The organism is Falsiroseomonas sp. CW058, assembly GCF_050563535.1.
Taxonomy (GTDB): Bacteria; Pseudomonadota; Alphaproteobacteria; order Acetobacterales; family Acetobacteraceae; genus Falsiroseomonas.
In genome coordinates this window covers 105502-129646 of sequence record NZ_JBNXUO010000010.1, presented here as the reverse complement: position 1 = coordinate 129646, position 24145 = coordinate 105502, and the positions used below count along the sequence as shown (strand labels likewise).

Below are 24145 nucleotides of genomic sequence, written 5' to 3'. Positions count from 1 at the left end.
TCGAGTCAAGCCGTCCCGCCACTCCCGAGGATGTCGCCGATCTGGCGCGTCACCTCGTTCATCTCCGCCATCCCGTCCACCTGCTTCAGCTTGCCCTGCGCCCGGTAGAAGGGCAGCAGCGGCGCCGTCTGCCGGTGGTAGGCATCGAGCCGGGCCGCCACCGTCTCCGCCTTGTCGTCGGCCCGCCGGACGAAATCCGTGCTGCCACAGGCGTCGCAGGTGCCCGCCTTCGCGGTCGGCTTGAAGCGGTCATGGTAGCCTTCGCCACAGCGGGCGCAGGTGAAACGGCCCGCGATCCGCTCGACCAGCGCCGCGTCGTCCACGGCCAGTTCGATGACGTGGTCGAGGTCCATCGCCTGCTCGCGCAGCATGGTGTCCAGCGCCTCGGCCTGCGGCACCGTGCGGGGGAAGCCGTCGAGGATGAAGCCGCGGGTGCAGTCCGGCTGCTGCACGCGCCTGGCCAGCATCGCGGTGATGATGCCGTCCGAGACGAGTTCGCCGCGCTCCATGATGGCCTTGGCCTGCAGCCCGATCTCCGAGCCCGACTTCACCTCGGCCCGCAGCATGTCCCCGGTCGAGATCTGGGCGATGCCGAACCGCTCCTCGAGCCGCTTGGCCTGGGTGCCCTTCCCCGCCCCGGGCGGCCCGAGCAGTATCAGCCTCATCGTCCACGCCCCCCCGGCTGCGTCCCGCGGCCGCCAAGCCGCGCCTTCTTGATCAGGCCTTCGTACTGATGCGCGAAGAGATGGGACTGCACCTGCGCCACCGTGTCCATCGTGACGGACACGATGATCAGCAGCGAGGTGCCGCCGAAATAGAAGGGCACGCCGTAGTTCGAGATCAGCAGTTCCGGCACGAGGCAGATGACCGACAGGTAGACCGCGCCGAGTGCGGTGAGGCGCGTCAGCACGCGGTCGAAATACTCGGCCGTCGGCGCCCCGGGGCGGATGCCCGGCACGAAGCCGCCGTATTTCCGCAGATTGTCGGCGGTCTCCTGCGGGTTGAAGACCACGGCCGTGTAGAAGAAGGCGAAGAACACGATCCCCGCGAGGTAGAGCGCCATGTAGAGCGGCTGCCCATGCGCCAGCAGGTTCGCCACGTCGCCGAGGATCGACGGCTCCGTCCGGTCCGTCTGGAAGGCGGCGAAGGTCGCCGGCAGCAGCAGCAGGGAGGAGGCGAAGATCGGCGGCATGACGCCCGCGGTGTTCAGCTTCAGCGGCAAGTGCGTGTTCTCGCCCCCGAACATCCGGTTTCCGACCTGGCGCTTCGGATACTGCACCGGGATGCGGCGCTGCGCGCGCTCCACGAAGACCACGGCGGCGATGATGCCGAGAGCGGCGAGCAGGAAGAAGATGATGAAGAAGGTCGAGAGCGCGCCGGTGCGCCCAAGCTCCAGCGTGCTCGCCAGCGCATGGGGCAGATTGGCCACGATGCCCGCGAAGATGATCAGGCTGATGCCGTTGCCGACGCCGCGCGCGGTGATCTGCTCGCCAAGCCACATCAGGAACATCGTGCCGCCGACCAGCGTGATCACGCAGGAGATGCGGAAGAACCAGCCGGCGTCATGCACGGCCGGCCCGAAGCTGCCGCGCAGCGACTCGAGCCCGATCGCGATGCCGTAGGCCTGGAAGATGGCGATGAACAGCGTCAGGTAGCGGGTGTACTGGTTCAGCTTCTTCCGCCCCGTCTCGCCTTCCTTCTTCAGCGCCTCCCAGGAGGGGATCGCCGTCGTCATCAGCTGCACGATGATGGAGGCCGAGATGTAGGGCATGATGTTCAGCGCGAAGACGGTCATGCGCCCGAGCGCGCCGCCCGTGAACATGTCGAACATGCCGAGGATGCCGCCGCCCATCTGGGCCAGGATCTCGCCCATCACCGCGGCGTCGACGCCCGGCACCGGAACGTAGGACCCGATGCGGTAGACGATCAGGGCACCCAGCGTGAACCAGATGCGCTTCTTCAGCTCGGTGGCCTTCGACAGCACGCCGAGATTCAGGTTGGCCGCGAGCTGTTCGGCGGCGGATGCCATGTGATGACCCTCCTCGCGACAACGGCGCCCCGGGGGTGCCCGGGACGCCGCCTCGCAGCAACGCTAACCTGCTGCCCGCACCAGGCCGGTGCAAGGGCAGCCCATGCGCTCAGCCTTCCGCCGCGGCCTCGGCCGGCGCGACGGTCGTGGTGACCGTGCCGCCCGCCGCCTGCACCGCCGCGACCGCCGCCGCCGAGGCGCCGGAGACCGTGATGGTGACCGCGCGCTTGATCTCGCCATGGGCGAGCAGGCGCACGCCGGCATACTTCGACGAACCGCGCACGACGCCGGCCGCCTTCAGCGCCGCCTCGTCGATCGGCTGGCCGGCGGGCAGCTTGCCCTCCTCGATCGCCCGGTCGAGCGTGCCGAGGTTCAGCGGCGCGTATTCCTTGCGGAACGGGTTCACGAAGCCACGCTTCGGCAGGCGCCGGTAGATCGGGAGCTGACCGCCCTCGAACCCGTTCAGCCGCACGCCGGTGCGCGCCTTCTGGCCCTTGACGCCGCGGCCGCCGGTCTTGCCCTTGCCGGACCCGATGCCGCGCCCGATGCGCTTGAACTTCGGGCGGGCGCCGTCATTGTCCTTGATCTCGTTGAGCTTCATCGACTCAGCCCTCCACCTTCACCAGGTGGGCGACCTTGCGGATCATGCCCCGCACCGCCGGAGTGTCCTCCAGCTCGCGCGACCGGTGCATCTTGTTCAGGCCGAGCCCGATCAGCGTCTCGCGCTGGCCGGGCTTGCGGCCGATCGGCGACCCGGTCTGGGTCACCTTCACGGTCTTCTTGCTCTCAGACATTCGGCTGCTCCACCGCCGTGCCGTCGGCCACCGCGTCCTTGCGCGGGCCCAGCAGGTCGGAGACCTTCTTGCCGCGACGCGCCGCAACGGCGCGCGGGCTGGTGCAGCGCGACAGCGCCGCGAAGGTCGCCTTGACCATGTTGTGCGGGTTCGTGGTGCCGGTGCACTTCGCGACGACGTCGCCCATGCCCAGCGTCTCGAACACCGCGCGCATCGGGCCGCCGGCGATGATCCCGGTGCCCGCCGGCGCCGCGCGCAGGATGACCCGGCCGGCGCCGAACTCGCCGATCTGGTCGTGGTGCAGGGTGCGGCCTTCCTTCATCGGCACGCGGATCATGCCGCGCTTGGCACGCTCCGTCGCCTTGCGGATCGCCTCCGGCACCTCGCGCGCCTTGCCCGCGCCCCAGCCGACGCGACCCTTCTGGTCGCCGACGACCACGAGCGCCGCGAAGCTGAAGCGACGGCCGCCCTTCACCACCTTGGCCACGCGGTTGATCGTGACGAGCTTGTCCTTCAGCTCGTCGCCGTCCTGCCGCTCCTGCCGCTGGTCCCGATCGCGATCCCGGCCGCGGCCGCGGCGACGATCGCCACCCTCGCCGCCTTCGCCGCCGCCCCTGGGTTCCCTGGCCATACCCGAACTCCTCAGAAGGAGAGACCGCCCTCGCGGGCAGCCTCCGCCAGCGCCTTGATGCGGCCGTGGTAGATGTACGGCCCGCGATCGAACACCACCGCGGTCACGCCGGCGGCGAGCGCACGCTCGGCCACCAGCTTGCCCACCGCCGTCGCCGCGTCGCGATCCGCACCGGTCTTCAGACCTTCGCGCATCGGCTTCTCCAGCGAGGAGGCGGCGGCCACGGTGCGGCCGGCCTTGTCGTCGATCACCTGGGCGTAGATGTGCCTGCCCGAGCGGAACACGGACAGCCGCGGACGGCCACCCGACTTCAGCTTCAGCTGGTAGCGAAGCCGCGCGCGGCGCCGCTCCGTCAATGCGAGCTTGTCGGCCATTACTTCTTCTTACCCTCCTTCCGGAGGATCACCTCGTTGTCGTAGCGGATGCCCTTGCCCTTGTAGGGCTCGGGGCCGCGATAGCCGCGGATCTCGGCTGCCACCTGGCCGACCTGGCGCTTGTCGGCGCCCTCGACCCGGATGGCCGTCGGCCGCTCGCAGGTGATCTTGATGCCCTTCGGCACGGGATAGCGGATCTCGTGGCTGTAGCCGAGGTTCAGCACGAGGTCGCTGCCCTGCACCGCGGCGCGGTAGCCGGTGCCGGTGATCTCCATCGACTTCACGAAGCCGGTCGAGACGCCCGTCACCATGCTCTGGATCAGGCTGCGGGTGGTGCCCCACATGGTGCGCGCGCGACGATCCTCGCCGCGCGGCGCCACCGCGACCGACGAACCCTCGACCGTCACGTCGACATGGTCCGTGAGGTCGAGCGTGAGCTCGCCGTTCTTCCCCTTGGCGACCACGGTGCGGCCCTGGAGTGCGACCTGCACCCCCGCGGGCACCGTGACCGGATACTTTCCGACGCGAGACATCGTTCCCCTCCCGTCAGAACACGCGGCAGAGGACTTCGCCGCCGACATTGGCGGTGCGAGCCTCGTTGTCGCTCATCACGCCCTTCGGCGTGGACAGGATCGAGATGCCGAGGCCGGAGTAGAACTTCGGCAGCTCCGCGATCTTCGAATAGACACGCCGGCCGGGCTTAGAGACGCGGGTGATCTCCTTGATGGCGGGCTCGCCTTCCGAATACTTCAGCTCGATGCTGATGACCCTGACGCCCGGGCGAAGCTGCTCGGTCGCGAAGGCCCGGATGTAGCCCTCGCGCTTCAGCACCTCGAGGACGTTCTCGCGGAGCCTCGACGCGGGCGCGACGCAACGGCTCTGCCGTGCGCGCTGGGCGTTGCGGATGCGGGTGAGCATGTCACCCAGCGGATCGGACAGCGACATTCGCGGCCCTCCTTACCAGCTCGCCTTGACGAGACCCGGGATCTGGCCGGTGTTGGCCAGTTCGCGGAGCTGGTTCCGGCTCAGCTTGAACTTACGGTAGTTGCCGCGGGGGCGGCCGGTGAGCTCGCAGCGCAGGCGCACGCGGTTCTGCGCGCCGTTCCGCGGGAGCTGCGCAAGGCGCAGCGTCGCCTCGAAGCGATCCTCGACGGGCCGCGAACGGTCCATCACGATCGACTTCAGCAGCCCACGCTTCGCCGCATGCAGCTTGGAGAGCTGCTCGCGCCGCTTGTTCTTCTCGACAGACGAGGTCTTGGCCATGCCGTCCTAAATCCTCCGGAACCTATCCAGGCGTGCCTGGCGGTTTTCCAAACTCAATTCGCGAAAGGCAGGTCGAACGCCTTCAGCAGGGCCTTCGCCTCGCCGTCGGTCTTCGCCGTGGTGACGAACTGGATGTCCATCCCGCGAATCGTGTCCACCTTGTCGTAGTTGATCTCGGGGAACACGATCTGCTCCTTCAGCCCCATGGCGTAGTTCCCGCGGCCGTCGAAGCCGCGATTGCCGGGGATGCCCCGGAAGTCGCGGACGCGCGGCAGCGCGATCGTCACCAGGCGGTCGAGGAATTCGTACATCCGCGCCTTGCGCAGCGTGACCTTGCAGCCGATCGCCTGGCCCTCGCGGATCTTGAACCCCGCGATGGCCTTGCGCGCCTTGGTCTTCACCGGCTTCTGCCCGGTGATCGCCATCAGGTCCGCCACGGCGCTGTCGAGCTTCTTCTGGTCGCCCGCAGCCTCGCCCACGCCCATGTTGATGACGATCTTCTCGAGCTTCGGCACCTGCATGGGGTTCGAATAGCCGAACTCCTCGGAGAGGCGCTTGCGCACCACCTCCTCATACAGCTTGCGGAGCCGCGGCTGCTCGGCCGGCGAAGCCGCGGCCGGGCCGGCCTTCGCCACCGCCGCCGGCGTCGACTGGCTGCCGCCGCCGCGGTTCTCCGCCGCGCCGCCCTTGGCGGGCGCCGCACCCTTCTTCGCGGCCGGCGCCTTCGCGCCGCCCTTCTTCGAATCGCTCATCGGTCGATCACCTCGCCCGAGGCCTTGGCCACGCGGACCTTCTTGCCATCCTCAAGCGTCTTGAAGCCGACCCGCGTCGGCTTGTCGGACTTCGGGTCGAGCAGCGCCAGGTTGGAGAGGTCGATCGGACCCTCCTTCTCCACGATGCCGCCCGGGCGGTTGAGGCCCTGCGGCTTCTCGTGCCGCTTGACCATGTTCACGCCCTGCACGAAGGCGCGGTTCTCGTCGGGCACGACGCGGATGACCTCGCCGCGCTTGCCCTTGTCGCGACCGGCCAGAACCTGGACCCGGTCGCCCTTCCTGATCTTCGCGGCCATGGCCTTACAGGACCTCCGGCGCCAGCGAGATGATCTTCATGAACTTCTTCCCGCGCAGCTCGCGGACCACCGGCCCGAAGATGCGGGTGCCGATCGGCTCGCCCTGCTTGTTGATCAGCACCGCGGCGTTGCCGTCGAAGCGGATCGCGGTGCCGTCGATGCGCCGCACGGGATAGGCCGTGCGGACGATCACGGCGCGATGCACCTCGCCCTTCTTCACCTTGGCGCGGGGGATCGCCTCCTTCACGGAGACGACGATGACATCGCCGACCGACGCGGTCTTCCGCTTGGACCCGCCCAGCACCTTGATGCACTGGACGCGGCGCGCACCGGAATTGTCCGCGACGTCGAGATTGGATTCGACCTGGATCATGGCTCAGCCACCCGCCGCCGGAGCGGCAGCCTCATTGGCCGCGGGCGCGTCGAAGCCGACGGGGCGGTCGACCGCCTCGCCGTTGCGCGACACGACCAGCCAGCTCTTGGTCTTGCTGATCGGGCGGCACTCCTCGATGCCGACCAGGTCGCCCTGCTTGCACAGGTTCGCCTCGTCATGCGCCGCGTAGCGCTTGGAGCGCCGGATGAACTTCTTGTAGAGCGGATGCATCACGCGACGCTCGACAAGGACGGTCACCGTCTTGTCGGTCTTGTCGCTGACCACCCGGCCCGTGAGGACGCGCCTCGGCATCGCCCGAACCCCTTAAGCTTGCTTGGCCGGAGCGCGGCTGCGCTCGCCCATGATCGTCTTCACCCGCGCGATGTCGCGCCGCACCTCCTTGATGCGGCCCGTCGCCTCGAGCTGGCCGGTGGCACGCTGGAAGCGCAGGTTGAACTGCTCCTTCCGCAGGCCGACCAGCATCTCCTGCAGCTCGTCCGCACTCTTGGTGCGGACGTCCGAGATCTTCGTCTGAGCCATCTCAGGCCTCCGCCGGCGCCGCGCCGAGACGCGTCACGATCTTGGTCTTGATGGGCAGCTTCGCCGCGCCGAGCACCAGCGCCTCGCGCGCCGTTTCGGGGGAGACGCCGTCGAGCTCGAACATGATGCGGCCCGGCTTGACGCGCGCCACCCAGTATTCCGGCGCGCCCTTGCCCGAGCCCATGCGGACCTCGGCCGGCTTGGTCGAGACCGGCACATCCGGGAAGATCCGGATCCAGACGCGACCCTGGCGCTTCATCGCGCGGGTGATCGCGCGACGGGCGGCCTCGATCTGGCGCGCCGTCACCCGCTCGGGCTCGAGCGCCTTCAGGCCGAAACCGCCGAAGGTCAGCGTGAACCCACCCCGGGCGACGCCCTTGATGCGGCCCTTGTGGGCCTTGCGAAAAGTCGTGCGCTTCGGCTGCAGCATGATACGTCGTCCTTAGCGCTGCGGAGCCTGTTCCGCGGCGCGCTTGTCCTGCGCCATCGGATCATGGGCCATCACCTCGCCCTTGAAGATCCAGACCTTGACCCCGCAGGTGCCATAGGTGGTCTTCGCGGTCGCGGTGCCGAAATCGATGTCCGCGCGCAGCGTGTGCAGCGGCACGCGGCCTTCACGGTACCACTCCATCCGCGCGATCTCCGCCCCGCCGAGCCGGCCGGAGCAGTTGATGCGGATGCCGCCCGCGCCGAGGCGCATCGCGGACTGCACGGCGCGCTTCATCGCGCGCCGGAAGGCCACGCGGCGCTCCAGCTGCTGCGCGATGCTCTCGGCGACCAGGGTCGCGTCGATCTCGGGCTTGCGGATCTCGACGATGTTCAGCGAGACCTCGGCCCCGGCCATGCGGGCCAGGTCCTTGCGCAGCACCTCGATGTCGGCGCCCTTCTTGCCGATCACCACGCCCGGACGGGCCGCGTGGATCGTCACGCGCGGCTTCTTCGCCGGACGCTCGATCACCACGCGGGACACGCCCGCGCCCTTCAGCCGCTCACGCAGCGTGCGCCGCAGCTTCAGGTCCTCGTGCAGCATCTTCGCGTAGCCGTCGGCCGCGAACCAGCGGCTGTCCCAGGTGCGGTTGATGCCGAGCCGAAGCCCGATCGGATTGACTTTCTGGCCCATGCTACGCGGCCTCCTGCTCGGCGGCAGGCGCCGACACGGTCTGCTCCGCCACCACGATCTTCAGATGGCTGAACCACTTCTCGACCTTCGAGGAGCGGCCGCGGCCACGGGCGTGGAAACGCTTCATCACCACCGCGCGGCCGACCTCGGCCCGGGAGACGACCAGGCGGTCGACGTCGAGCTGGTGGTTGTTCTCGGCGTTGGCAATGGCGCTCTCCAGCGTCTTCTTCACGGTCTGCGCGATGCGGCGCTTCGAGAAGGTCAGCGTCGCCACCGCATCCTGCGCGGAGCGGCCGCGGATCAGGCCCGCCACCAGGTTCAGCTTGCGCGGCGAAACGCGGATGTTCCGCGCGATCGCCTGCGCCTCGGTCTCCGCGAGACCACGTTCGTGCTTCGGCTTGCTCATGATCCGATCAGCCCCGCTTTGCCTTCTTGTCGGCCGAGTGGCCGGTGAAGGTGCGCGTCGGCGAGAACTCGCCGAACTTGTGGCCGACCATGTTCTCCGTCACCTGCACCGGAATGAACTTCTTCCCGTTGTAGACGCCGAAGGTCAGGCCGACGAAATTGGGCAGGATCGTGCTGCGGCGCGACCAGATCTTGATGATCTCGTTGCGGCCCGAAGCGCGGGAGTTATCCGCCTTGTTGAGCAGGTAGCCGTCCACGAACGGCCCCTTCCAGACGCTGCGCGACATCGCCGATCAGCCCTTCGTCGCGTTGCGGCGCCGGACGATGAGCCGGTCGGTCCGCTTGTTGTTGCGGGTCTTGGCGCCCTTGGTGGGCTTGCCCCACGGGGTCACCGGGTGGCGGCCGCCCGAGGTGCGGCCCTCACCACCACCATGCGGGTGGTCGATCGGGTTCATCGTCACGCCGCGGTTGTGCGGGCGGAAGCCCATCCACCGCATGCGGCCGGCCTTGCCGATCTGCTGGTTGCTGTTGTCGGGGTTCGACACCGCACCGATGGTCGCCATGCATTCGGCGCGCACCAGGCGGAGCTCGCCGGACATCAGCTTCACCTGCGCGTAGCCGACATCCTTGCCGACCAGCTGGCAGTAGGTGCCCGCCGACCGCGCGACCTTGGCGCCGGCGCCCGGCTTCATCTCCACGCAGTGGACGATGGTGCCGACCGGGATGTTGGCCAGCGGCATCGCGTTGCCCGGCTTGATGTCGGCGCCCTTGGAGGCGCTGACGACCGTGTCGCCCGCCTTCAGGCGCTGCGGCGCGATGATGTAGGCGAGTTCGCCGTCCTGGTACTTCAGCAGCGCGATCCAGGCCGTGCGGTTCGGGTCGTACTCAAGCCGCTCGACCGTCGCGGGGACGTCGAACTTGCGGCGCTTGAAGTCGACCACGCGGTAGGACTGCTTGTGTCCGCCGCCCCGGAACCGCACGGTGGTGCGGCCATGGTTGTTGCGGCCGCCGGAGTGGCTCTTGCCCTCCGTCAGCCCCTTCACGGGCTTGCCCTTCCACAGCTCGGACCGGTCCACCAGGACCGTGCCGCGCAGCGAAGGCGTGACCGGGTTGTAATTCTTCAGCGCCATGGCGTCACGCGAGCCCCGTCGTGAGGTCGATGGTCTGGCCGGCCTGCAGCCTGACGATCGCCTTCTTCCAGTCGGACCGCTGGCCTTCGCGCCCGCGGAACCGCTTGGTCTTGCCCTTCATCACCACCGTGTTCACGGCCTCGACCTTCACGCCGAAGAGCTTCTCCACGGCGGCCCGGATCTCCGGCTTCGTCGCGTCGAGGGTGACGCGGAAGGTGACCTGGCTGAACTCGTTCAGCCGCGTCGCCTTCTCCGTCACCACCGGGGCGAGGATCACCTGGTAGAGCCGCTCGGCCGACAGCCTGGCGCCGCGCGGCGCCGTCTCCGCGGTCTCGCTCATGCCGCGTTCTCCTTCTGCTCGCCGCCGAGGCGCGCCGTCAGAGCCTCGACACCCGCGCGGGTGACCGCGAGCACGTCGTGGTTCAGGATGTCGTAGACATTGGCGCCGATGGTCGGCAGCACATGCACCTTCGGCAGGTTGCGCGCGACGCGGGCGAAGCCCTCGTCAACCTGAGCATCCACCACCAGTGCGCTGCCCCAGCCGAGTGCCTGGAGCTGCTTCGCGAGGACGGAGGTCTTCGCACCCTCGCCCACGCTCACCCCATCGAGCACCACCAGCTTGCCGGCGGCCGCCTTGGCGGACAGCGCGCTGATCAGGCCGAGGCGACGGACCTTCTTGTTCAGGCTGTATTCGTGGCTGCGCACGACCGGTCCGTGCACGACGCCACCCTTGCGGTACTGCGGCGCGCGCAGCGAGCCCTGACGCGCATTGCCGGTGCCCTTCTGGCGGTAGGGCTTCTTGGTGGTCCCGGAGACCTCCCCCATGCCCTTCGCCTTGTGGGTGCCGGCACGGCGCTTGGCGAGCTGCCAGTGCACCACCCGCGCCATGATGTCCGCGCGCGGATCGGCGCCGAACAGCGCCTCCGGCAGCTCGATCTCGCCCGCCTGGGCGTTGTCGAGCGTGATGACGGGAACCTTCGGCATCGTCGATTACCCCTGCGCCGTCGCGTCGGCGGACGCGCCAGAAGACACCGCGTCGGCGGATGCGCCAGAAAGGACCGCGGCGGGGAACGGGGCCTCCGCCGGGCGCACGCGCTTCGCAGCGTCGCGCACCAGGACATAGCCGCCCTTCGGGCCGGGGATGGCGCCCTTGATCAGCAGCAGGCCGCGCTCCGCGTCATGGCCCGCCACCACCAGGTTCTGGGTGGTCACGCGCTCGACGCCGAGATGGCCGGCCATCTTCTTGTTCTTGAAGGTCTTGCCCGGGTCCTGGCGGTTGCCGGTCGAGCCATGCGAACGATGGCTGATCGACACGCCGTGCGAGGCCTCGAGGCCGGCGAAATTCCAGCGCTTCATGGCGCCGGCGAAGCCCTTGCCCTGGGTCACGCCGGTGACGTCGACCTTCTGGCCCTTCAGGAAATGCTCGCCGGACAGCTTCGCGCCCGGGGCGACCAGCGCCTCGGCGGGAACGCGGAACTCCACCGTCTTGCGCGGCGCCTCGACGCCGGCCTTGGCGAAGTGGCCCTTCTGCGGCTTGGTGACGTTCTTCGGCTTGGCGCGGCCGATGCCGACCTGCACCGCCACATAGCCGTCCTTCTCCGCCGTGCGGTTGGCGACCACGCGCACCTCGTCGAGGTGCAGCACGGTCACCGGCACGGTGGAGCCGTCGTCGTTGAACAGCCGGGTCATCCCCAGCTTGCGGGCGATCAGCCCTGTGCGGCCCTGCGTGGCCATGACCCTAACCCCTTCGCGCCGCTCAGAGCTTGATCTCGACATCCACGCCCGCGGCCAGGTCGAGCTTCATCAGCGCGTCCACGGTCTGCGGAGTGGGGTCGACGATATCCAGCAGGCGGCGGTGCGTGCGGATCTCGAACTGCTCGCGGCTCTTCTTGTCCACGTGCGGGGAGCGGTTCACCGTGAACCGCTCGATCTGAGTCGGCAGCGGGATGGGCCCGCGCACCCGCGCGCCCGTCCGCTTGGCCGTGTTGACGATCTCCCGCGTGCTCCCATCGAGCACGCGGTGATCGAACGCCTTGAGGCGGATGCGGATGTTCTGGCTGTCCATGACCTTCGGGCCCGTATCCCTGCCCGCCTTACTTCGTGATTTTCGCGACGACGCCGGCGCCGACGGTGCGGCCGCCCTCGCGGATGGCGAAGCGCAGGCCCTCGTCCATGGCGATCGGCGCGATCAGCTCGACATCCATCGAGACGTTGTCGCCCGGCATCACCATCTCCACACCCTCCGGCAGCTTCACCACCCCCGTCACGTCCGTCGTGCGGAAGTAGAACTGCGGACGGTAGTTCGTGAAGAACGGCGTGTGCCGACCGCCCTCCTCCTTCGTCAGGATATACGCCTCGGCCTTGAAGCCCGTGTGCGGCGTGATCGAGCCCGGCGCCGCAAGCACCTGGCCGCGCTCCACGTCCTCGCGCTTCGTGCCGCGCAGCAGCGCCCCGATGTTGTCACCCGCCTGCCCGCTGTCCAGCAGCTTGCGGAACATCTCCACGCCCGTCACCGTCGTCTTCACCGTGGCCTTCAGGCCGACGATCTCGACCTCCTCGCCCACCTTGATGATCCCGCGCTCCACGCGACCCGTCACCACCGTGCCGCGACCCGAAATCGAGAACACGTCCTCCACCGGCATCAGGAACGGACGGTCCAGCGCACGCGCCGGCTGCGGAATGTAGGCGTCCACCGCCTCCATCAGCTTCAGGATCGCCCCCTCGCCGATCTCCGGGTTCTTGTCCTCCAGCGCGCTCAGCGCCGAGCCCTTGATCACCGGGATGTCGTCGCCCGGGAACTGATAGGAGGTCAGCAGCTCGCGCACCTCCATCTCCACCAGCTCCACAAGGTCCGGATCCGCCATGTCCATCTTGTTCAGGAACACCACCAGCGCCGGAACACCCACCTGACGCGCCAGCAGAATGTGCTCCCGCGTCTGCGGCATCGGGCCGTCCGCCGCCGACACCACGAGGATCGCCCCGTCCATCTGCGCCGCACCCGTGATCATGTTCTTCACGTAGTCGGCATGGCCCGGGCAGTCGACATGCGCATAGTGACGGTTCTGCGTCTCATACTCGACATGCGCCGTCGAAATGGTGATCCCGCGCGCCTTCTCCTCCGGCGCCTTGTCAATCTGGTCATACGCCGTGAACGTCGCACCACCGGTCTTCGCCAGAACCTTCGTGATCGCCGCCGTCAGCGACGTCTTCCCGTGGTCCACATGCCCGATCGTGCCAATGTTGCAGTGCGGCTTGTTACGCTCGAATTTCGCCTTGGCCATTGTCCAGGTCCTCGGGATCGGGTCGTTGTTACCAGCGGTAGTGGCTGAAGGCCTTGTTGGCCTCTGCCATCCGGTGCGTGTCTTCGCGCTTCTTCACCGCGGAACCGCGATTGTTCGCGGCGTCCATCAGCTCGGCGGAGAGGCGGTCTTCCATCGTGTGCTCGCCGCGCTTGCGGGCGGCGTCGATGAGCCAGCGGATCGCCAGCGCCTGGCGGCGCTCCGGGCGGACCTCGACGGGCACCTGGTAGGTGGCACCGCCGACCCGGCGGGAGCGCACCTCCACGGCAGGCTTCACATTGTCCATCGCCTCATGGAACAGGCGCAGCGGGTCGCTGTTGGGACCCCCGCGGCGCTTCAGAGTGTCCATGGCGGCATAGACGATGCCTTCGGCGGTGCTCTTCTTCCCGTCGTACATCAGCACGTTCATGAAACGGCTGAGCACCAGATCCCCGAACTTCGGGTCGGGCAGGACTTCGCGCTTCTCGGCGCGGTGACGGCGCGACATATCTCAGCCCCTCACTTCGGACGCTTCGCGCCGTAGAGCGAACGGCGCTGGCGACGCTTGGCGATGCCCTGGGTGTCGAGCACGCCACGCAGGATGTGGTAGCGGACGCCCGGAAGGTCCTTCACGCGACCGCCGCGGATCAGCACCACCGAGTGCTCCTGGAGGTTGTGGCCCTCGCCCGGGATATAGCTCACCACCTCGTAGCCGTTCGTCAGGCGCACCTTGGCGACCTTGCGGAGCGCGGAGTTCGGCTTCTTCGGCGTGGTCGTGTAGACGCGCGTGCAGACGCCGCGCTTCTGCGGGCTGCCCTGCAGCGCCGGAACCTTGTTCCGCTTCGCATTCGGCTCCCGCCCCTTGGCGATGAGCTGGTTGATCGTCGGCATGACGCCCCTTCGTGCCCCGTCCAGTCTCGGCCCGCGATTCCCGCCTTCGGCGCCCAGCGCCCCAGACGATCGCGATCCACCCACACCCCCGCCAAGCACGTCGACCCGCCTGGGAAGCGCGAGAGCGCGTCCCTGCGGGTCACCGTCCAGCCACCGGCCTCAGCCCTCGAGAAGGGGCGGCGCCGACAGCACGAAGCTGTGGACCAAAATCAGCCCGGCCGTGCGGAGCGGTGCTCCAACCTCGGCCAAGGGCGGGCGATATATCCGCCCCCCCAAGTCGAGTCAAGCGATGGAAACCATTCGGAGCCCGCGCGCATGACGGTTTCACGCCGCCATGCGCCCGATCGGGCCCCGATGGGCTTCCTCGCCTATTCCGCGGCCTTTGCAGGCCCCGGCAGCGGCGCGGGAGCGCCCTGGCCAGGGGCCGGCATCCGGCCGCGGTCGCGCTGCGCGGCAAGCGCGCGCAGGCGGTTCATGACGCTGCCCGTGCCCGCCGGGATCAGGCGGCCCACGATGACGTTCTCCTTCAGGCCGGCGAGCGTGTCCACCTTGCCCGCCGTGGCGGCCTCGGTCAGCACGCGGGTGGTCTCCTGGAAGGAGGCCGCGGAGATGAAGGAGGTGGTCTGCAGCGACGCCTTGGTGATGCCCTGCAGCACCGGCTCGGCCCGTGCGGGCCGCTCCTTGGCGGCGATGCGCTTCTCGTTCTCGATCTCGAACTCGATGCGCTCCACCGTCTCGCCCACCAGGAAGGTCGTGTCGCCCGGATCGAGGATCTCGACCTTCTGCAGCATCTGCCGGACGATGACTTCGATGTGCTTGTCGTTGATCTTCACGCCCTGCAGCCGGTACACGTCCTGGATCTCGTTCACCAGGTAGTTCGCGAGAGCCTCGACGCCGAGCACGCGCAGGATGTCGTGCGGCACGCGCGGGCCGTCGACGAGCGGGTCGCCGGCCTTCACGTAGTCGCCTTCCTGCACCGAGACGTGCTTGCCCTTGGGCACCAGGTACTCGCGCGGCGTCGGCGGCTCGTCGCTGTCGGGCGCCTGCTCCGGCACCACGAGGATGCGGCGCTTGGCCTTGTAGTCCTTGCCGAACTCCACCCGCCCGTCGACATCGGCGATGATCGCCGCGTCCTTGGGGCGCCGCGCCTCGAACAGCTCCGCCACCCGCGGCAGGCCGCCGGTGATGTCGCGCGTCTTCGACGATTCGCGCGGCATGCGAGCGATGACGTCGCCGGCGAAGACCTCCTTGCCGTTCTCGACCGACAGCAGCGAGCCGGGCGGGAGGAAGGTGATCGCCTCGGACCCGTTCTCGCGCTTGACCACGTTCCCGCGCTCGTCGCGCAGGATCAGGCGCGGGCGGAGGTCGGCGCCGCGGCCCACCTGCTTGTATTCCACCACCTCCTTGAACGACAGGCCCGTCACCTCGTCGGTGCGGTCCATCAGGGTGATGTTCTCGATCAGGTCGGCGAACTCCACCTTGCCGTTCTTCTCGGTGATGATCGGCAGGGTGAAGGGGTCCCATTCGGCCAGCTTCTGGCCGCGGGTGACGTTTGCGCCCTCCTCGACCAGCAGCTTGGCGCCGTAGGGAACGCGCAGCCGCCCGCGCTCGCGCCCGTTGGCGTCGAGCAGCACGGCTTCGCAGTTGCGGCTCATCACGATGGATGCGCCCTGGCTGTTGGTGACCACGGTGCGGTTCAGGAACTTCGCCGTCCCGTCCGCGATGGCCTCGACCGCCGACTGCTCCGCACCGCGCTGCGCGGCGCCGCCGATGTGGAAGGTGCGCATGGTCAGCTGCGTGCCAGGCTCGCCGATCGACTGCGCGGCGATGACGCCCACCGCCTCGCCGACATTCACCGGCGTGCCGCGCGCCAGGTCGCGGCCGTAGCAGAAGCCGCAGACGCCCACGCGGGCATCGCAGGTCAGCACGGAGCGGATCTTCACCGCCTCCACGCCGGCCTTCTCGATCAGCTCCGCCTCCGGCTCCTCGATCAGCCGGTTGCGCGCGAGCAGCACGCCGCCCGTCGCCGGGTCGAGGATGTCGTCCTGCACCGTCCGGCCGAGGATACGCTCGGAGAGCGAGGAGACGATCTCAGCCCCGTCCATCACCGCCCGCACGGTGATCCCGCGCTCGGTGCCGCAATCATCCTCGACGATGATGCAGTCCTGCGCGACGTCCACCAGGCGGCGGGTCAGGTAGCCCGAATTCGCGGTCTTCAGCGCCGTGTCCGCCAGGCCCTTGCGGGCGCCGTGGGTGGAGTTGAAGTACTCGAGGACGGTGAGGCCTTCCTTGAAGCAGTTGATGATCGGCTGCTCGATGATCTCGCCCGAGGGCTTGGCCATCAGGCCGCGCATGCCGGCGAGCTGACGCATCTGCGCGGGCGAACCGCGGGCGCCGGAATGCGACATCATCCAGACGGAGTTGGCGGGCTTGCCGATCTCCTGCTTCTGGATCTCCTTCATCATCGCCTGCGCGACTTCCTCGGTGCAGCGCGACCAGGCGTCGACCACCTTGTTGTAGCGCTCGCCGGCCGTGATCAGGCCATCGAGGTACTGCTGCTCGAATTCCTTCACCTGGTCCTTGGTCTGGCCGATCAGCGTGTACTTGCTGTCCGGCATGACCATGTCGTCCTTGCCGAAGGAGATGCCGGCCTTCGCCGCGTTGCGGAAGCCGAGCCCCATCAGGCGGTCGGCGAAGATCACGCTCTCCTTCTGGCCGCAGTGGCGGTACACCGCGTCGATGACGTCGGAGATGTTCTTCTTCGTCAGCAGCCGGTTCAGCAGGCTGAAGGGCAGGTTCTGGTGCAGCGGCAGCAGGGCGCCCATCATCATCCGGCCCGGCGTGGTGACCACCCGTTCCGTGACGATGTTGCCGTCCTTGTCCATGCCGCGGCGGCGCGCGCGGATCTTGCTGTGCAGCTTGATCGCGCCCGCGGCCAGCGCCTGCTCGATCTCGCCGAGGCTCGCGAAGGCCGGGGCGTCCTTCTCCTCGGCGACGCGGAACTCCGGCGTCTCGAGGCTGAGGTAGTAGAGGCCGAGCACGATGTCCTGGCTCGGCACGATGATCGGCTTGCCGTTGGCGGGGCTGAGGATGTTGTTCGTCGACATCATCAGCACGCGCGCTTCCAGCTGCGCCTCGAGGCTGAGGGGCACGTGGACCGCCATCTGGTCGCCGTCGAAGTCGGCGTTGAAGGCGGTGCAGACGAGCGGGTGCAGCTGGATCGCCTTGCCTTCCACCAGCACCGGCTCGAAGGCCTGGATGCCGAGGCGGTGCAGGGTCGGGGCGCGGTTCAGCAGCACCGGGTGCTCGCGGATCACCTCCTCGAGGATGTCCCACACCTCCGGCCGCTCCTTCTCCACCATCCGCTTCGCGGCCTTGATGGTGGTGGCGTGGCCGTACTTCTCGAGCTTCGAGTAGATGAAGGGCTTGAACAGTTCGAGCGCCATCTTCTTCGGCAGCCCGCACTGGTGCAGCTTCAGCTCGGGCCCGACCACGATGACCGAGCGGCCCGAATAGTCGACCCGCTTGCCGAGCAGGTTCTGCCGGAAGCGGCCCTGCTTGCCCTTCAGCATGTCGGACAGGGACTTCAGCGGGCGCTTGTTGGCGCCCGTGATGGCGCGGCCGCGGCGGCCGTTGTCGAACAGCGCGTCCACCGCCTCCTGCAGCATCCGCTTCTCGTTGCGCACGATGATGTCGGGCGCGCGCAGCTCGATCAGGCGCTTCAAGCGGTTGTTGCGGTTGATGACGCGGCGGTACAGGTCATTGAGGTCCGACGTCGCGAAGCGGCCGCCATCCAGCGGCACCAGTGGGCGCAGCTCGGGCGGGATCACGGGCACGACGTCGAGGATCATCCATTCCGGCCGCGCGCCGCCCTCGGCGAAGCTCTCCAGCATCTTGAGGCGCTTCACGAGCTTCTTGCGCTTCGCCTCGGAGGTCGTCTCCTTCAGCTCGCCGCGCAGGCGGGTGGCTTCCTTGTCGAGGTCGATGGCGGCGAGCATCTGCTTCACCGCCTCGGCGCCGATGCCGACGCTGAAGGCGTCCTCGCCGAACTCGTCCTGCTTGTTCTGGAACTGGTCCTCGGTCAGCAGCTGGTGCAGCTTGAGGTCCGTCAGGCCGGGCTCCAGCACCACGTAGCTCTCGAAGTAGAGGACCTTCTCCAGCTCCTTCAGGCTCATGTCGACCATCAGGCCGACGCGGCTCGGCAGCGACTTCATGAACCAGATATGCGCGACGGGGCTGGCCAGCTCGATATGGCCCATGCGCTCGCGCCGGACCTTGGCCAGCGTCACCTCGACGCCGCACTTCTCGCAGATGATGCCGCGGAACTTCATCCGCTTGTACTTGCCGCAGAGGCACTCGTAGTCCTTGATCGGGCCGAAGATGCGGGCGCAGAACAGCCCGTCCCGCTCCGGCTTGAAGGTGCGGTAGTTGATGGTCTCCGGCTTCTTGATCTCGCCATAGCTCCAGGACCGGATCTGCTCCGGCGAGGCGATGGAGATGCGGATCTGGTCGAAGGTCATCGCCTGGCCGGTCTGGCCCAGGATCTTCATCAGCTCGTTCATGCCGTCCACTCCGTCCGGCGCGCCCGCGCAACACGCATGCGGGCGACGAATAGGGGAAGCCGCGCCGCCCGGAGGCGGCGCGGGAAGTCGTGCCGCCGCGTCAGCCGGGGCGGTTCTCGAGATCGACGTTGAGGCCGAGCGACTTCAGCTCCTTCACCAGCACGTTGAAGGATTCCGGGACGCCAGCCTCGAAGTTGTCCTGGTCGCGCACGATCGCCTCGTAGACCTTGGTGCGGCCGGACACGTCGTCCGACTTCACCGTCAGCATCTCCTGCAGCGTGTAGGCGGCGCCGTAGGCCTCGAGCGCCCAGACCTCCATCTCGCCGAAGCGCTGGCCGCCGAACTGCGCCTTGCCGCCCAGCGGCTGCTGGGTGACGAGCGAGTAGGGGCCGATGGAACGGGCGTGGATCTTGTCGTCGACCAGGTGGTGCAGCTTCAGCATGTAGATGTAGCCGACCGTCACCTTCCGCTCGAAGATCTCGCCGGTGCGGCCGTCCGTCAGCCAGACCTGGCCCGAGGTGTGCAGCCCCGCCTTGGTCAGCATGCCCTCGATGTCGGCCATCCGCGCGCCGTCGAAGACCGGCGTCGCGATGGGCACGCCCTTGCGCAGGTTCTCGCACATCTCGATCAGCTGGTCGTCGTCCATCGGCTCGATGTCGCGGGCGATGACGTCGTCCGGATAGGCCTCGCGCAGCTTCGCCATCAGCTCCTCGCGCATGGCGCCGCCGCGGCGGTACTCCTCCACCAGCTCGCCGATCTGCTTGCCGATGTTGGCGCAGGCCCAGCCGAGATGCGTCTCGAGGATCTGGCCGACATTCATGCGCGACGGCACGCCGAGCGGGTTGAGCACGAGGTCCACGCTCGTCCCGTCCTCGAGGAAGGGCATGTCCTCCACCGGGACGACGCGGCTGACCACGCCCTTGTTGCCGTGGCGGCCGGCCATCTTGTCGCCGGGCTGCAGCTTCCGCTTCACCGCGACGAAGACCTTGACCATCTTCATCACGCCGGGCGGCAGCTCGTCGCCGCGCTGCAGCTTCTCGACCTTCGATTCGAAGCGCTTCTGCAGCCGCTCGACCGCCGCGTCGAACTCCCGCTTCAGCGCCTCGATCTCGGCCATCGCCGCGTCGTCCTGCACGCCGATCTGGCGCCAGGTCGCCTTGGCGAACTGGTCGAGCACCTCGTCGGTGATCTCGGTGCCCGCCTTCACGCCGCGGAAGCCGCCCGACGCCTTGCGGCCGAGCAGGCGTTCGCGCAGGCGCGAATGGAAGGACCGCTCCTGGATCGCCTTCTCGTCGTCGCGGTCCTTGGCCAGCCGCTCGATCTCCGCGCGCTCGATCGCCATTGCGCGCTCGTCCTTGTCCACGCCGCGGCGGGAGAAGACGCGCACGTCGACGATGGTGCCCGCGACGCCCGGCGGCAGGCGCAGCGACGTGTCGCGCACGTCGGACGCCTTCTCGCCGAAGATGGCGCGGAGCAGCTTCTCCTCCGGCGTCATCGGGCTCTCGCCCTTCGGCGTCACCTTGCCCACCAGGATGTCGCCCGGCTGCACCTCGGCGCCGATGTAGACGATGCCCGCCTCGTCGAGGTTGCGCAGCGCCTCCTCGCCGACATTCGGGATGTCGCGCGTGATCTCCTCCTGGCCCAGCTTGGTATCGCGGGCCATGACCTCGAACTCCTCGATATGGATCGAGGTGAAGACGTCGTCGCGCGCGATCCTCTCCGAGATCAGGATCGAGTCCTCGAAGTTGTAGCCGTTCCACGGCATGAAGGCGCAGAGCGCGTTGCGGCCGAGCGCGAGCTCGCCCAGCTCCGTGCTCGGGCCGTCGGCGATGATGTCCCCGGCATTCACCCGGTCCCCCACCTTCACCAGCGGGCGCTGGTTGATGCAGGTGGACTGGTTGGAACGCTGGAACTTCCGCAGGCGGTAGATGTCGACGCCGCGCGTCGTGCCGTCATCGCCCGTCGCGCGCACCACGATGCGCGCGCCGTCGATGCTGTCGATCACGCCGTCGCGCTTCGCCACGATCGTCGCGCCCGAATCGCGCGCCACCGCGGCTTCCATCCCGGTGCCCACCAGCGGCGCGTCGGCGCGGATCAGCGGCACCGCCTGGCGCTGCATGTTGGAGCCCATCAGCGCGCGGTTCGCGTCGTCGTTCTCGAGGAACGGGATCAGCGCCGCGGCGACGGAGACGAGCTGCTTCGGCGAGACGTCGATGGCCGTCACCTCCTCCGGCTTCACCAGCCGGAAGTCGCCGCCGTCGCGCACCGACACCAGCTCGGCCTTCAGCCTGCCCTCGGGGTCGAGCTCGGCGTCGGCCTGCGCAACCACCAGCCGCTCCTCCTCCATGGCGGAGAGGTAGCGCGGGTCGCCCACCACCTGGCCGTTGCGGACCAGGCGGTACGGTGTCTCGATGAAGCCGTACTTGTTCACCTTGGCGAAGGTCGCGAGGCTGTTGATCAGGCCGATATTCGGGCCTTCCGGCGTCTCGATCGGGCAGATGCGGCCGTAATGCGTCGGGTGGACGTCGCGCACCTCGAAGCCCGCGCGCTCACGCGTCAGGCCGCCCGGGCCAAGCGCCGAGAGACGGCGCTTGTGCGTCACCTCGGACAGCGGGTTGGTCTGGTCCATGAACTGGCTGAGCTGCGAGGAGCCGAAGAACTCCCGCACCGCGGCCGCGGCCGGCTTCGCGTTGATCAGGTCGTGCGGCATCACGGTGTCGATGTCGACCGACCCCATGCGCTCCTTGATCGCGCGTTCCATCCTCAGCAGGCCGACGCGGTACTGGTTCTCCATTAGCTCGCCGACGGAGCGGACGCGGCGGTTGCCGAGGTTGTCGATGTCGTCGATCGAGCCGTTGCCGTCCTTGAGCTGCAGCAGCACGCGCACCGTCTCGACGATGTCCTGCTTGCGCAGCGTCCGCTGGGTGTCCGGCACCTCCTCGGCGGAGAAGCCGAGGCGCATGTTCATCTTCACCCGGCCGACGGCCGAGAGGTCGTAGCGTTCGGCGTCGAAGAACAGGCCGCGGAACAGCGTCTCCGCCGTCTCGGCAGTCGGCGGCTCGCCCGGGCGCATCACCCGGTAGATGTCCATCAGCGCTTCGTCGCGGTTGTTGTTCTTGTCGACCGTCAGCGTGTTGCGCATCCACGGCCCGGCCGACTGGTCGATCGCGAGGGTCGGCAGGCGGTCGAGGCCCGCCTCCTCGATGGCGAGGAGCTTCGGCTCGGTCAGCTCCTCGCCGGCCTCGGCCCAGATCTCGCCGGTCTCGAGGTTCACCAGGTCCTCGGCCACGTAGCGGCCGAGCAGGTCGGCGCGGCCGACCAGCACCTCCGTCGTGCCGCCCTCCGCGATCTTGCGCGCGGCGCGCGGCGTCAGCTTCGCGTCCTTCTCCGCCACCACCTGGCCGGTCTTCGCATCGACCAGCGGCTCGGCGAGCTTCACGCCGCGGAAGCTGTCCGGGTCGAAGGGGCGCGACCAGCCCTTGGCCCCGCGGGAGAAGACGACCTGGCCGTAGAAGGCGTTCAGGATCTCCTCGGCATCCATGCCGCGGATCTCGCCGATCTCGAGCGGCGGCAGGCCGGCGGCCGCGCGTTCGGCACGCAGCTTCTCGGTGTGGGCGGAATCGAGAGCGTAGAGCAGCGTCGTCGCCGGCAGCTTGCGCTTGCGGTCGATGCGGACGTAGCAGATGTCCTTGGCGTCGAACTCGAAGTCGAGCCAGGAGCCGCGATAGGGGATGACGCGCGCGGCGAACAGGTACTTGCCGCTGCTGTGCGTCTTGCCCTTGTCATGGTCGAAGAAGACGCCCGGGCTGCGGTGCATCTGGGAGACGATGACGCGCTCGGTCCCGTTGATGATGAAGGTGCCGTTGTCCGTCATGAGCGGCATGTCGCCCATGTAGACGTCCTGCTCCTTGATGTCGCGGACGGAACGGCTGCCGGTGTCCTCGTCCACGTCCCAGACGATCAGGCGCAGGCGCACCTTCAGCGGCGCCGCGAAGGTCAGGCCGCGCTGGATGCACTCCTCGACGTCGTATTTCGGCTCCTCGAGCTCGTACTGGACGAATTCGAGCCGGCCGCGACCGCCGAAATCGTCGATCGGGAAGACCGACTTGAACACCTCCTGAAGCCCGGTGTGCGTGCGCGCGTCCGGATCCACCCCCATCTGCAGGAACGCCTCGTAGGAAGCGCGCTGCACGTCGATGAGGTTGGGCATCGGCGCCACTTCGGGCAGCCGCCCGAAGGACCGCCGGATTCGCTTGCGCCCGGTGAACGACTTCGTGATAGCGTTCATGCCTGTCCCGCTTCCCTGACCCCAGGGCCGATGCGCCGGCCCGGGGCTGATCCTCTCGGCGGGTCCTGCCAGAGGCGCCCTCGCCCCCGCCCGACACCCGCCGTACCAAATTCCGAGATGCCGTCTCATCCGACGACACCGCAGCCATCAAACGCAGGCGCGGGCGGGATTCCCCTTCGGGATTCCCGCCCGTTCCCGCGAGCTTTGTCCGGTCCGGATCCCTCCGGACCGTCGCCATGACCGGCCCCGCCCTGCGGCGAAGCCGGCCACGGCCAAAGGCGTCAGCTGATCTCGACCGTGGCGCCGTTCTCTTCCAGCACCTTCTTGATCTTCGCAGCTTCGTCCTTGTTCACGCCGTCCTTCACCACCTTCGGCGCGCCCTCGACCAGGTCCTTGGCCTCCTTCAGGCCGAGACCGGTGATGGTGCGGATCTCCTTGATGACGTTGATCTTCTTGTCGCCCGAGGCCTTGAGCGTGACGGTGAACTCCGTCTTCTCCTCGACCGGGGCGGCCGCAGCGGCACCGCCGCCCGCAGGCGCCGCCGCCACCGCGACCGGAGCCGCGGCGGAGACGCCCCACTTCTCTTCCAGCATCTTGGAAAGCTCGGCAGCTTCCAGGACGGTCAGGCTGGAGAGCTCGTCAACCAGCTTCGCAAGGTCGGCCATGTGTGTATGTCCTTCGATCTAATGGCTTGGCTTGGTATTTGCAACACCCGAGGGAGAGCAGCTCCCCCGGGCGATCCCCTTCGGTGGTCGGTCAGGCCGCCGCCTGCTCGTCCTTCTTGGCATAGGCCGAGAACACCCGTGCGAGCTGGGAGCCCGGGGCCTGCAGCACGCCCGCGATCCGCGTCGCCGGCGTCTGGATCAGGCCGAGCAGCTGCGCCCGCAGCGTCTCGAGCGAGGGAAGCTCGGCGAGCGCCTTCACGCCATCGGCGTTCAGCATCTGCGTCCCGAGCGCCCCGCCAAGGATCACGAACTTGTCGTTCACCCTGGCGTAGTCCACGGCGGTCTTGGCCACGGCCACCGGATCCGTCGCCCATGCGAGCGCGGTCGGACCCTTCAGCAGCGGCGAGATCGCCTGGAACCTGGTGCCATCGAGGGCGAGGGCGGCCAGCCGGTTCTTCGCCACCTTGTAGGTCGCGCCGGCATCCCGCATGCGCCGCCGCAGCGTCGTCGCGTCGGCCACCGTCAGCCCCTTGTTCTGGCTGACGAGGACGAACGACGTATCCGCGAACACCGCCTGCAGCGCCGTCACGAAGGCGCGCTTTTCCGTACGGTCCACGTCCCGTCTCCGTATTTGGCCCGGACCTTCTGGAAGGGCCCGGACCGGTTCAAGCCGCGCCGGTCGCCCGGCGCGGGAATCGCCTGTGGAACGGGAACCGCAAGCCAAGCCGGGCCG

General features: G+C 68.4%; 30 protein-coding genes. All 30 read right to left on the bottom strand.

Annotated elements, in window-relative coordinates; all coding sequences use genetic code 11:
• Positions 1 to 5 precede the first annotated feature (5 nt).
• The 30 genes from ACK8OX_RS10820 to rplJ all read right to left on the bottom strand — a co-directional run bounded on the left by ACK8OX_RS10820 (position 6) and on the right by rplJ (position 24028).
• Positions 6 to 665 (bottom strand): adenylate kinase, encoded by a 660-nt coding sequence (locus tag ACK8OX_RS10820; RefSeq protein ID WP_430664051.1) that lies wholly within the window; start codon positions 663 to 665, stop codon positions 6 to 8.
• The gene (secY, locus tag ACK8OX_RS10815; RefSeq protein WP_430664050.1) at positions 662 to 2029 is read right to left on the bottom strand and encodes a preprotein translocase subunit SecY; all 1368 of its coding nucleotides are present in this window, start codon (positions 2027 to 2029) and stop codon (positions 662 to 664) included. Before secY ends, ACK8OX_RS10820 begins: the two co-directional genes overlap by 4 nt.
• Before the next feature lie 109 nt (positions 2030 to 2138).
• Positions 2139 to 2630 carry a 50S ribosomal protein L15 gene (rplO, locus tag ACK8OX_RS10810; protein WP_430664049.1) on the bottom strand — a complete coding sequence of 164 codons (492 nt, stop codon included), beginning with the start codon at positions 2628 to 2630 and terminating at the stop codon, positions 2139 to 2141.
• A gap of 4 nt (positions 2631 to 2634) precedes the next feature.
• Positions 2635 to 2823 (bottom strand): 50S ribosomal protein L30, encoded by a 189-nt coding sequence (gene rpmD / locus ACK8OX_RS10805; RefSeq protein WP_430664048.1) that lies wholly within the window; start codon positions 2821 to 2823, stop codon positions 2635 to 2637.
• Complete coding sequence (gene rpsE, locus ACK8OX_RS10800; RefSeq protein WP_430664046.1) at positions 2816 to 3454, bottom strand: 30S ribosomal protein S5; 639 nt, start codon at positions 3452 to 3454, stop codon at positions 2816 to 2818. Before rpsE ends, rpmD begins: the two co-directional genes overlap by 8 nt.
• Positions 3455 to 3465: 11 nt before the next feature.
• A complete protein-coding gene (gene rplR / locus ACK8OX_RS10795; RefSeq protein ID WP_430664045.1) occupies positions 3466 to 3828 on the bottom strand; it encodes a 50S ribosomal protein L18 in 363 nt (120 codons plus the stop codon).
• Positions 3828 to 4361: a 50S ribosomal protein L6 gene (gene rplF / locus ACK8OX_RS10790; protein ID WP_430664044.1), complete on the bottom strand. Its 534-nt coding sequence runs from the start codon at positions 4359 to 4361 to the stop codon at positions 3828 to 3830. Before rplF ends, rplR begins: the two co-directional genes overlap by 1 nt.
• Positions 4362 to 4374: 13 nt before the next feature.
• Positions 4375 to 4773, bottom strand: a complete 399-nt coding sequence (gene rpsH, locus ACK8OX_RS10785) for a 30S ribosomal protein S8 (protein ID WP_430664043.1) — start codon at positions 4771 to 4773, stop codon at positions 4375 to 4377.
• A gap of 12 nt (positions 4774 to 4785) precedes the next feature.
• Positions 4786 to 5091, bottom strand: coding sequence for a 30S ribosomal protein S14 (gene rpsN, locus ACK8OX_RS10780; RefSeq protein ID WP_430664042.1), 306 nt, complete (start codon positions 5089 to 5091; stop codon positions 4786 to 4788).
• Positions 5092 to 5144: 53 nt separating this feature from the next.
• The gene (rplE, locus tag ACK8OX_RS10775) at positions 5145 to 5726 is read right to left on the bottom strand and encodes a 50S ribosomal protein L5 (RefSeq protein ID WP_430664076.1); all 582 of its coding nucleotides are present in this window, start codon (positions 5724 to 5726) and stop codon (positions 5145 to 5147) included.
• A gap of 113 nt (positions 5727 to 5839) precedes the next feature.
• On the bottom strand, positions 5840 to 6160 hold the full coding sequence (rplX, locus tag ACK8OX_RS10770; protein ID WP_430664041.1) for a 50S ribosomal protein L24: 321 nt from the start codon (positions 6158 to 6160) through the stop codon (positions 5840 to 5842).
• A gap of 4 nt (positions 6161 to 6164) precedes the next feature.
• Complete coding sequence (gene rplN, locus ACK8OX_RS10765; protein WP_430664040.1) at positions 6165 to 6533, bottom strand: 50S ribosomal protein L14; 369 nt, start codon at positions 6531 to 6533, stop codon at positions 6165 to 6167.
• Positions 6534 to 6536: 3 nt separating this feature from the next.
• Positions 6537 to 6845 (bottom strand): 30S ribosomal protein S17, encoded by a 309-nt coding sequence (gene rpsQ, locus ACK8OX_RS10760; protein WP_430664038.1) that lies wholly within the window; start codon positions 6843 to 6845, stop codon positions 6537 to 6539.
• Positions 6846 to 6857: 12 nt separating this feature from the next.
• Entirely contained in the window at positions 6858 to 7073 is a 216-nt protein-coding gene (gene rpmC, locus ACK8OX_RS10755; protein ID WP_430664037.1) for a 50S ribosomal protein L29, read from the bottom strand.
• Position 7074: 1 nt separating this feature from the next.
• The gene (rplP, locus tag ACK8OX_RS10750) at positions 7075 to 7503 is read right to left on the bottom strand and encodes a 50S ribosomal protein L16 (protein ID WP_430664036.1); all 429 of its coding nucleotides are present in this window, start codon (positions 7501 to 7503) and stop codon (positions 7075 to 7077) included.
• Positions 7504 to 7515: 12 nt separating this feature from the next.
• Complete coding sequence (gene rpsC / locus ACK8OX_RS10745; protein WP_430664035.1) at positions 7516 to 8193, bottom strand: 30S ribosomal protein S3; 678 nt, start codon at positions 8191 to 8193, stop codon at positions 7516 to 7518.
• A gap of 1 nt (position 8194) precedes the next feature.
• Entirely contained in the window at positions 8195 to 8599 is a 405-nt protein-coding gene (rplV, locus tag ACK8OX_RS10740; protein WP_430664034.1) for a 50S ribosomal protein L22, read from the bottom strand.
• Between the two features lie 7 nt (positions 8600 to 8606).
• Positions 8607 to 8885, bottom strand: a complete 279-nt coding sequence (gene rpsS, locus ACK8OX_RS10735; protein ID WP_430664032.1) for a 30S ribosomal protein S19 — start codon at positions 8883 to 8885, stop codon at positions 8607 to 8609.
• 6 nt (positions 8886 to 8891) lie between these two features.
• Positions 8892 to 9728 (bottom strand): 50S ribosomal protein L2, encoded by an 837-nt coding sequence (gene rplB / locus ACK8OX_RS10730; protein ID WP_430664031.1) that lies wholly within the window; start codon positions 9726 to 9728, stop codon positions 8892 to 8894.
• Between the two features lie 4 nt (positions 9729 to 9732).
• Entirely contained in the window at positions 9733 to 10029 is a 297-nt protein-coding gene (locus ACK8OX_RS10725; RefSeq protein ID WP_430664074.1) for a 50S ribosomal protein L23, read from the bottom strand.
• A 35-nt stretch (positions 10030 to 10064) separates the two neighbouring features.
• Entirely contained in the window at positions 10065 to 10712 is a 648-nt protein-coding gene (gene rplD / locus ACK8OX_RS10720; protein WP_430664030.1) for a 50S ribosomal protein L4, read from the bottom strand.
• Between the two features lie 6 nt (positions 10713 to 10718).
• Positions 10719 to 11462, bottom strand: coding sequence for a 50S ribosomal protein L3 (gene rplC, locus ACK8OX_RS10715; protein WP_430664029.1), 744 nt, complete (start codon positions 11460 to 11462; stop codon positions 10719 to 10721).
• A 22-nt stretch (positions 11463 to 11484) separates the two neighbouring features.
• Complete coding sequence (gene rpsJ / locus ACK8OX_RS10710; protein ID WP_159998182.1) at positions 11485 to 11793, bottom strand: 30S ribosomal protein S10; 309 nt, start codon at positions 11791 to 11793, stop codon at positions 11485 to 11487.
• Between the two features lie 28 nt (positions 11794 to 11821).
• Positions 11822 to 13009, bottom strand: coding sequence for an elongation factor Tu (gene tuf / locus ACK8OX_RS10705; protein ID WP_430664017.1), 1188 nt, complete (start codon positions 13007 to 13009; stop codon positions 11822 to 11824).
• Positions 13010 to 13037: 28 nt separating this feature from the next.
• Complete coding sequence (gene rpsG / locus ACK8OX_RS10700; RefSeq protein ID WP_430664028.1) at positions 13038 to 13514, bottom strand: 30S ribosomal protein S7; 477 nt, start codon at positions 13512 to 13514, stop codon at positions 13038 to 13040.
• 11 nt (positions 13515 to 13525) lie between these two features.
• Complete coding sequence (gene rpsL / locus ACK8OX_RS10695; RefSeq protein ID WP_430664027.1) at positions 13526 to 13897, bottom strand: 30S ribosomal protein S12; 372 nt, start codon at positions 13895 to 13897, stop codon at positions 13526 to 13528.
• 368 nt (positions 13898 to 14265) lie between these two features.
• Positions 14266 to 18459 carry a DNA-directed RNA polymerase subunit beta' gene (rpoC, locus tag ACK8OX_RS10690; protein WP_430664026.1) on the bottom strand — a complete coding sequence of 1398 codons (4194 nt, stop codon included), beginning with the start codon at positions 18457 to 18459 and terminating at the stop codon, positions 14266 to 14268.
• Positions 18460 to 18559: 100 nt separating this feature from the next.
• Positions 18560 to 22747, bottom strand: a complete 4188-nt coding sequence (rpoB, locus tag ACK8OX_RS10685; RefSeq protein ID WP_430664025.1) for a DNA-directed RNA polymerase subunit beta — start codon at positions 22745 to 22747, stop codon at positions 18560 to 18562.
• 281 nt (positions 22748 to 23028) lie between these two features.
• Entirely contained in the window at positions 23029 to 23412 is a 384-nt protein-coding gene (gene rplL, locus ACK8OX_RS10680; RefSeq protein WP_430664024.1) for a 50S ribosomal protein L7/L12, read from the bottom strand.
• A gap of 91 nt (positions 23413 to 23503) precedes the next feature.
• Positions 23504 to 24028, bottom strand: coding sequence for a 50S ribosomal protein L10 (rplJ, locus tag ACK8OX_RS10675; RefSeq protein ID WP_430664023.1), 525 nt, complete (start codon positions 24026 to 24028; stop codon positions 23504 to 23506).
• Positions 24029 to 24145: the final 117 nt, after the last annotated feature.